Annotated in this window: 6 protein-coding genes and 1 pseudogene; 6 read left to right on the forward strand and 1 reads right to left on the reverse strand. The window is 66.4% G+C overall.

The genetic code is table 11. The features are described 5' to 3' along the window. Both ACFE7D_RS13380 and ACFE7D_RS13385 read left to right on the forward strand, forming a co-directional pair. Positions 1-441 (forward strand): annotated as a pseudogene (locus tag ACFE7D_RS13380) (class I SAM-dependent methyltransferase); the annotation flags it as partial. Further along, a complete protein-coding gene (locus ACFE7D_RS13385; RefSeq protein ID WP_375395911.1) occupies positions 438-1,073 on the forward strand; it encodes a glutathione S-transferase family protein in 636 nt (211 codons plus the stop codon). The pseudogene ACFE7D_RS13380 and the gene ACFE7D_RS13385, both read left to right, overlap by 4 nt. 4 nt (positions 1,074-1,077) lie before the next feature. On the opposite strand, the gene ACFE7D_RS13390 is transcribed toward ACFE7D_RS13385, so the two are convergent. Next, positions 1,078-2,373: a dicarboxylate/amino acid:cation symporter gene (locus ACFE7D_RS13390; RefSeq protein WP_375395912.1), complete on the reverse strand. Its 1,296-nt coding sequence runs from the start codon at positions 2,371-2,373 to the stop codon at positions 1,078-1,080. A gap of 76 nt (positions 2,374-2,449) precedes the next feature. On the opposite strand from ACFE7D_RS13390, the gene ACFE7D_RS13395 reads away from it, so the two are divergent. The 4 genes from ACFE7D_RS13395 to alaS all read left to right on the forward strand — a co-directional run. Then, a complete protein-coding gene (locus ACFE7D_RS13395) occupies positions 2,450-3,733 on the forward strand; it encodes a M24 family metallopeptidase (protein ID WP_375395913.1) in 1,284 nt (427 codons plus the stop codon). Then, positions 3,730-4,149 (forward strand): hypothetical protein, encoded by a 420-nt coding sequence (locus tag ACFE7D_RS13400; protein ID WP_375395914.1) that lies wholly within the window; start codon positions 3,730-3,732, stop codon positions 4,147-4,149. Before ACFE7D_RS13395 ends, ACFE7D_RS13400 begins: the two co-directional genes overlap by 4 nt. Positions 4,150-4,162: 13 nt before the next feature. Further along, positions 4,163-5,074, forward strand: a complete 912-nt coding sequence (locus tag ACFE7D_RS13405) for a diacylglycerol/lipid kinase family protein (RefSeq protein ID WP_375395915.1) — start codon at positions 4,163-4,165, stop codon at positions 5,072-5,074. Between the two features lie 16 nt (positions 5,075-5,090). Continuing rightward, the coding region (gene alaS, locus ACFE7D_RS13410) for an alanine--tRNA ligase (protein WP_375395916.1) at positions 5,091-7,528 on the forward strand (2,438 nt) is incomplete at its 3' end.

A 7,528-nucleotide genomic window follows, 5' to 3' on the forward strand; every position in this document is an offset into this window, starting at 1 on the left:
GGCGTTCGATCGGGTACGCCGTTGGTCTTTTCCTGCTTCCGGTCGCCGTCGCTTAACCCTTGGGCGGGCACGCTTGCGGCCGAATTGACGGGGGTCACGCCACCACGACCGCAAGGCTTTGCCCCCGGCCCGTTCGCCTTTGCCGATCCGGGTTTCGTCGCACCGATGCTGGCAGCGGCCGGGTGGCGGACGGACGACCCGGAACCCATCGACTACCCCTATATCGCCGGCGAAGGTGCCGATCCCGTCGCCGCAGCGGTCGATTTCTTCTGCCGGATCGGCCCGGTCGCCGCCGCGCTGAAGGCCGCACCCGAAGGCCGGAGTGGTGCGTTGCTCGACAGATTGGCGATGCTGCTCCAGGCACGGTGCGAGGGGGATGTCGTGGCATTCCCGGCCGCTGCCTGGATATGGCGCGCCACCGCTCAGGAGAATGCCGAATGACGATCATCGTCCACCATCTCGAAAATTCGCGTTCGCAGCGCATTCTGTGGATGCTGGAAGAATTATCGCTGCCCTATGAGGTCAAACGATACGAACGCGACAAGGCGACGATGCTCGCGCCACCCGAACTGAAAACTATCCACCCGCTCGGCAAATCGCCGGTGATCGCGGACAGCGCCGATGGCGGCCGCGTCGTGGCGGAGACGGGCGCGATCGTCGAATATCTGGTCGACAAGGCGGACGGTCGGCTCGGCGCGCCGGCCAGTCGCGACGGTGCGCTCGCCTACCGTTTCTGGCTGCATTATGCCGAAGGATCGATGATGCCGCCGTTGCTATTGAAGCTGGTGCTCGCGCGCATTCCGATCCTCGGCAAATCCGCCATCAAGCGTATCCAGCCGATGATCGACGTTCATCTGGATTTCGTCGAGGCTGAACTGGCGAAACGACCATGGTTCGCGGGCGACGCCATGACCGCGGCGGACGTGATGATGAGCTTCCCGCTGGAGGCTGCGCGCAACCGCGGCGGTCTGGACGAATCGCGACCGACGACGATCGCATGGCTGGCGAAGGTCCATGCCCGTCCGGCCTATCAGGCCGCTCTCGCCGCGGGCGGGCCCTATGCCTATGCTTGACTGGTCAGTGGAGCAGCCCTGAACTCGGCGCGGGCGGCGGATCGATATCCGCGGGCAGGCGCGGTTCCAGACCGCCCTCCCAGATCGCGACGACGCTGGCCGCGACCGCATTGCCGATGACGTTGGTGGCGGACCGGCCCATGTCGAGGAAATGATCGACCGCCAGGATCAGCAGCAGCCCGGCCTCGGGGATGTGGAACATCGAAAGCGTCGCCGCGATCACGACCAGGGACGCGCGCGGCACGCCGGCTATCCCCTTGGACGTCACCATCAGGACGAGCAGCATCGTCACCTGCTCGCCGAGCTGAAGGTGGATGCCATAGGCCTGCGCGATGAACAGCGACGCGAAGGTCATGTACATCATCGATCCGTCGAGATTGAACGAATAGCCAAGCGGCAGGACGAAGCTCGCTATCCGCGCGGGTACCCCGAACCGGTCGAGCGCTTCCAGCGTGCGCGGATACGCCGCCTCCGACGACGCGGTCGTGAAGGCGAGGAGCAGCGGATCGCGGATATAGCGCACCAGCAGCCGCATCCGCCCGCCGATCAGCACGAACCCGATCCCGATCAGCAGCGCCCAAAGGAGGAACAACCCGAGATAGAAGCTCGCCATGAAATAACCGAGGTCGCGCAGCACGCCGGGCCCCCGCTCGGCCAGCGTCGAGGCGACCGCGGCGAACACCGCGACGGGTGCGAAGCGCATGACGTAGTCGGTGATCCTGAGCATCACCGCCGACAGCGCCTCGACCCCGCGCACCAGCGGGGCGGCGGCATCGCCGACCGCGGTGATCGCGACGCCGACGAAGACCGAGAACACGACGATCTGCAGGATCTCGTTGTCCGCCATCGCCGCGATCATCGACGCGGGCACGATATGCGCGACGAAATCCTTCAGATCGAACCCCGTCCGCACCACGCCGCTCGCCGCGGTCACCGGCGGGATCGGCAGGCCGAGCCCGACCCCCGGCTGCAGCAGATTGACGAGGAACAGCCCGAGCAGAAGCGACATCAGGCTGGCGCACAGGAACCACCCGAGGCTCTTCAGCCCGACCCGCCCGAGCGTCGCGGTGTCGCCCATATGCGCGATGCCGACGACCAATGTCGCGAAGACCAGCGGTGCGATGATCATCTTGATCAGCCGAAGAAACACCGTCGTCAGGACCGCGAAATACCCTGCGATATCCGTAAGCTTAGCCGCCGCGGCGGGCGTCCCGTCGTCGATCGCCGAATGCAGCCCCCAGCCGACGACCAGCCCGGCGATCAATGCGGCGATGATCCAGTATGTCAGGCGCCTGGCCATGGTCGTGCAGATCCCCCGTTTCCACGGCGGAGCGAAGGGGATTGCGGCTTCGGGGTCAAGGCCCCTATCGTGCCGCATGTTCGACCGATCCTCTTTCCCCAGCCGTCGCGGCGTCGCTGCCACGCTCGCCGGTCTTCCCTTCGCCGGTGCCGCCGCAGCCGCTGGCAGCGCCGCATTGGCCGCCGATCTCGCCGGACTGACCGACATCACGACGCGCGCGAAGCCGATCGACACGGCGGAACGCGCCGCGCGACTGGCGCGGGCGCAGGCGCTGATGCGGCAGGCGGGAATCGGTGCGGTCGTCATCGAACCCGGATCGTCGATGGTGTATTTTACCGGCGTGTTCTGGCACCGCAGCGAGCGGGCCACGCTGGCGATCCTGCCCGCCGAGGGACATCCGTGCATCATCACCCCTTATTTCGAGGAACCCTCCGTCCGTCAGACGCTCGCAATTTCTGCGGATGTCTGGGCGTGGAACGAAGACGAAAACCCCATGGCGCGCGCCGCCGACTGGATCGATCGCATGCACCTGCTTGGTAAGCCGGTTGCGATGGAAGAGACGGTACGTTTTTTCGTCTCAGACGGATTGCGGCAGGCTTTGCATGATCTTGATCCTTCAATGCCGACCGTCTCCGCCGATCCGGTCGTCCGCGGTTGCCGCATGGTGAAGACGCCCGCCGAGATCGCACTCATGCAGGCGGCCACCGACGTGACGATCGCCGCCTATCGCTACGTGCATCCCCGCGTCCGCGCCGGCATGACCAACCACGACATTGCCGCGATGATGGACGCTGCGACCACGAAGCTGGGCGGCAGCCCGGAGTTCAGTCTCGTCCTCATCGGCCCCGCCGCCGCCTTGCCGCATGGCAGCCGCGCGCCGCAGGTCGTCGCCCATGGCGCGATCGTCCTCATGGATTGCGGTTGCACGGTGCAGGGCTATCAGTCGGACGTGTCGCGCACCTTCGTCTTCGGCACCGCGAGCGAGGAGCAGCGCCGGGTGTGGAACCAGGTCGCAAAGGGTCAGCAGATCGCCTTCGCCGCGGCCAGAATCGGCGCAGCCGCCGGATCGGTCGATGACACGGTGCGCGGCTATTATACGTCGCTCGGCTACGGCCCCGGCTACCACCTCCCGGGTTTGTCGCACCGGACGGGGCATGGCATCGGGCTCGACGGGCACGAACCGGTCAATCTGGTTCATGGCGAGACGACGCCGCTCGCGCCGGGCATGTGTTTTTCCGACGAACCCGGTCTGTATCTGCCCGGCAAATTCGGCGTCCGGCTGGAGGATTGCTTCCACATGACCGACGCCGGCCCCCGCTGGTTCAGCACGCCGCCGCTGTCGATCGAGCAACCGGTATGACCGCCGTCCGCAACGCGATACGCGCGCCGATGCTTGCCGTAGTCGCGCTCATGTCATCCCCCGGCGCGGGCAGGCTCCCGGTCCCCGCACCACCACCACCAGGGATCGTTGGTCAATGCGCCTTCACGACGATCAGTTGGGTCGGCCAGCGGCTCGCCGACGCGAGCGGGCGGCCGCTCGATCCCAGTCCCGGATCGTCGGTGACGCTGGCCAATGGCGTGCGCGGCGTTGCCTACGAAGATGTGCCCGCGATCCAGAAATCGCATGTCGGCGACCGGGTGATGACGTGCCTTGCCAAACTGCCGACCCATTGCCCGCCGGGCGACGATCGCGGCAAGTGGTACACGACGACGAACCTGCGAACGGACGAATCCTGGATGCTGCCCGACGCCGAACATATGTGTGGCGGTGCGTGACATGAGTGTGCCGGTGCCAACCGATCCCATCCCCGTCATCGTCAACCGCCATGGCGGCGCCGCGGGCCGGCTCGGCAACCGGTTGCGGCCGGCGCTGGAGGACGCTTTTGCAGCGGCCGGGCTGGCGGCGGATATCCAGCTGATCGAGGGCAAGGACATTCCCGCCGCCGTCCGCGCGCGCCGCGATTCGCCGCTGGTGGTGGTGGGCGGCGGCGACGGTACGCTGGGCTGTGCGGCCAACGAACTGGCGGGTGGGCCGGCGGCGCTCGGCATCCTGCCGCTGGGGACCCGTAACCATCTGGCGTTGGCGCTGGATGTACCGGCGATGTTGCCCGATGCGGTGAAGCTGTTCGCCGATCCGCAGGTCCGCGCGATCGACATCGTGCGGGTCAACGGCCGGGCGTTCGTCAACAACGCGTCGATCGGTTTCTATCCCGTCATGGTCGAAGGACGCGATGCGCGCCGCGAGGGTCACTCGGTGCCCAAATGGGTCGCCGCGATCCCGGCAAGCGTCGATGCGTTGCGGCGGTTGCGCCATCACCGGCTGCGGTTGTCCCATGACGCCGGCGACAATGCCGTCGTTACCCCGATGCTGTTCGTCGGCAACAACCGCTACAGTCTCGAGGCCGGCCGAATAGGCAAACGAAACGCGCTGGATAAGGGCATGATGTCGGTCTTCGCGGTCGCTTCGCACCGCCGGCTTGCGCTGATCGGCTTTGCGCTACGCACGCTTGTCGGACGCGCGGACATGGCGGCCGATTTCGCCGAACTGACCGAGACCGCGACGTTGACGGTCGAAGGACGGTCGCGCCACGTCCGCATCGCGCTCGACGGCGAAGTTACGCGACTGCGGATGCCGCTCCGCTTCGAGATGCTGGCCGGCGGGCTCCGCGTCGTCGCTCCCTTGAGCGTGGCGACCGCCTAGCCTAAGTCCCGCGACCATGACCTCGACCAACGACATCCGCCGCGGCTTCCTCGACTATTTCGCGCAGGCGGGCCATCGCATCGTCCCGTCCGCGCCGCTGGTACCGCAGAACGACCCCACGCTGATGTTCGTCAACGCCGGAATGGTGCCGTTCAAGAATGTCTTCACCGGGCTGGAAAGCCGGCCCTACACGACCGCGACGTCGAGCCAGAAATGCGTCCGCGCGGGCGGCAAGCACAACGACCTCGACAATGTCGGCTATACCGCGCGACACCACACCTTCTTCGAGATGCTCGGCAATTTCTCGTTCGGCGATTATTTCAAGGAACAGGCGATCACGCACGCGTGGACGCTGCTGACGCGCGAATGGGGGCTGTCGCCGGAACGGCTGACCGCCACCGTCTATCATACCGACGACGAGGCGTTCGACCTGTGGCGCAAGATCGCGGGCCTGCCCGACCACCGCATCATCCGCATCCCGACCAAGGACAATTTCTGGTCGATGGGCGATAACGGCCCGTGCGGACCATGTTCGGAAATCTTCTACGATCACGGCGACCATATCCCCGGTGGACCGCCCGGATCGCCCGACGAGGATGGCGATCGGTTCGTCGAGATCTGGAACCTGGTCTTCATGCAATATGAACAGGAGAATGCCGGGATCGTCGGCGAACTGCCAAGGAAGTCGATCGACACCGGCATGGGGCTCGAGCGCATCGCGGCGGTGATGCAGGGTGTCACCGACAATTACGACACTGATATCTTCAGGGCGCTGATCGCCGCTTCGGGCGCGCTCACGCACACCGCGACCGATGGTGCGAATACCGCCAGCCACCGGGTGATCGCGGATCACTTGCGCACCAGCGGGTTTCTCGTCGCCGACGGCGTGCTGCCGGCGAACGAGGGCAGAGGCTATGTCCTGCGGCGGATCATGCGCCGCGCGATGCGGCATGCGCATATCCTGGGCGCGAAGGAACCGCTGATGCATCGGCTGGTGCCGGCGCTGGTCGCCGAGATGGGCGCGGCCTATCCGGAACTCGTCCGCGCGCAGCCGCAGATCGAGGCGACGCTCCGCCAGGAAGAAACGCGCTTCCGCCAAACGTTGGACAAGGGGTTGAGGTTGCTCGACGAGGCGACCGCCGGGATGAAGCCCGGCGACACGCTGGCAGGCGAGACCGCCTTCCGGCTCTACGACACCTATGGCTTTCCCTATGACCTGACCGAGGACGCGCTGCGGACGCAGGACCTGGCCGTCGATCGCACGGGGTTCGACACCGCGATGGCCGAGCAGAAGCGCGCCGCGCGTGCCGCCTGGAAGGGGTCGGGCGCGAAGGCGTCGGACGATTTGTGGTTCGACATCGTAGAGGAATGGGGCCCGACCGAGTTCACCGGCTATGCCGCGGACACCGGCGAGGGGCAGGTCGTCGCGCTGGTCAAGGACGGTGTACGAGTGAACCGCGCGACGGCGGGCGATACCGTCGCGATCGTCGTCAACCAGACGCCATTCTACGGAGAAAGCGGCGGACAGGTCGGTGATACCGGCCTGATCGACAACGACAATGGTTTGCGCGCCAGTGTCACCGAAACGTCGAAGCAACTGGGACGCGTATTCGTCCATCACGCGGTGGTCGATGCGGGCCGGATTGCGGTCGGCGATGCGGTGAAGCTGACCGTGGATATCGCCCGCCGTGGTCGAATCCGGGCGAACCATTCGGCGACCCATCTGCTGCACGAGGCACTGCGGCAGCGGCTTGGCAGCCACGTCGCGCAGAAGGGATCGCTGGTCGCGCCCGACCGGCTGCGGTTCGACGTGTCGCATTCGTCGCCCATTAGCACGACCGAACTGGCTGATGCGGAGGCCGCCGTCAACGCACAGATCCGCGGCAACGGCGCGGTCGTCACGCGGCTGATGACGCCCGACGATGCGATCGCGATGGGCGCGATGGCGTTGTTCGGAGAGAAATATGGCGACGAGGTCCGGGTGGTATCGATGGGCACCGAGGCGGACGGCGAGACCTATTCGGTCGAACTGTGCGGCGGGACGCATGTCGGTGCGCTCGGCGATATCGGCCTTTTCAAGGTGATCGGCGAAGGCGGCGTCTCCTCGGGCATTCGCCGCGTCGAGGCGCTGACCGGGGAGGCGGCGCGCGCCTATCTCGTCGGGCGCGATGCCATATTGCGCGAAGCGGCGGCTGCATTGAAGTCCTCGCCCGACGAAGTACCCGCGCGCGTCGCCGCATTGATCGACGACCGGCGTCGGTTGGAGCGCGAACTGGCGGATGCGAGGAAAGCGCTCGCATTGGCCGAGGTGGCTGGCGGGGGTGGACCCGCCGGACCGGAAGAGATCGGCGGCATCGCCTTTTTCGGTCAGGTTCTGGGCGGCTTCGACGCGAAAGGCCTTCGCGGCGCGATCGACGAAACGAAACAGCGGCTTGGATCCGGCATCGCCGCGAT

The sequence above is a fragment of the uncultured Sphingomonas sp. genome (assembly GCF_964244235.1).
Classification (GTDB): Bacteria; Pseudomonadota; Alphaproteobacteria; order Sphingomonadales; family Sphingomonadaceae; genus Sphingomonas.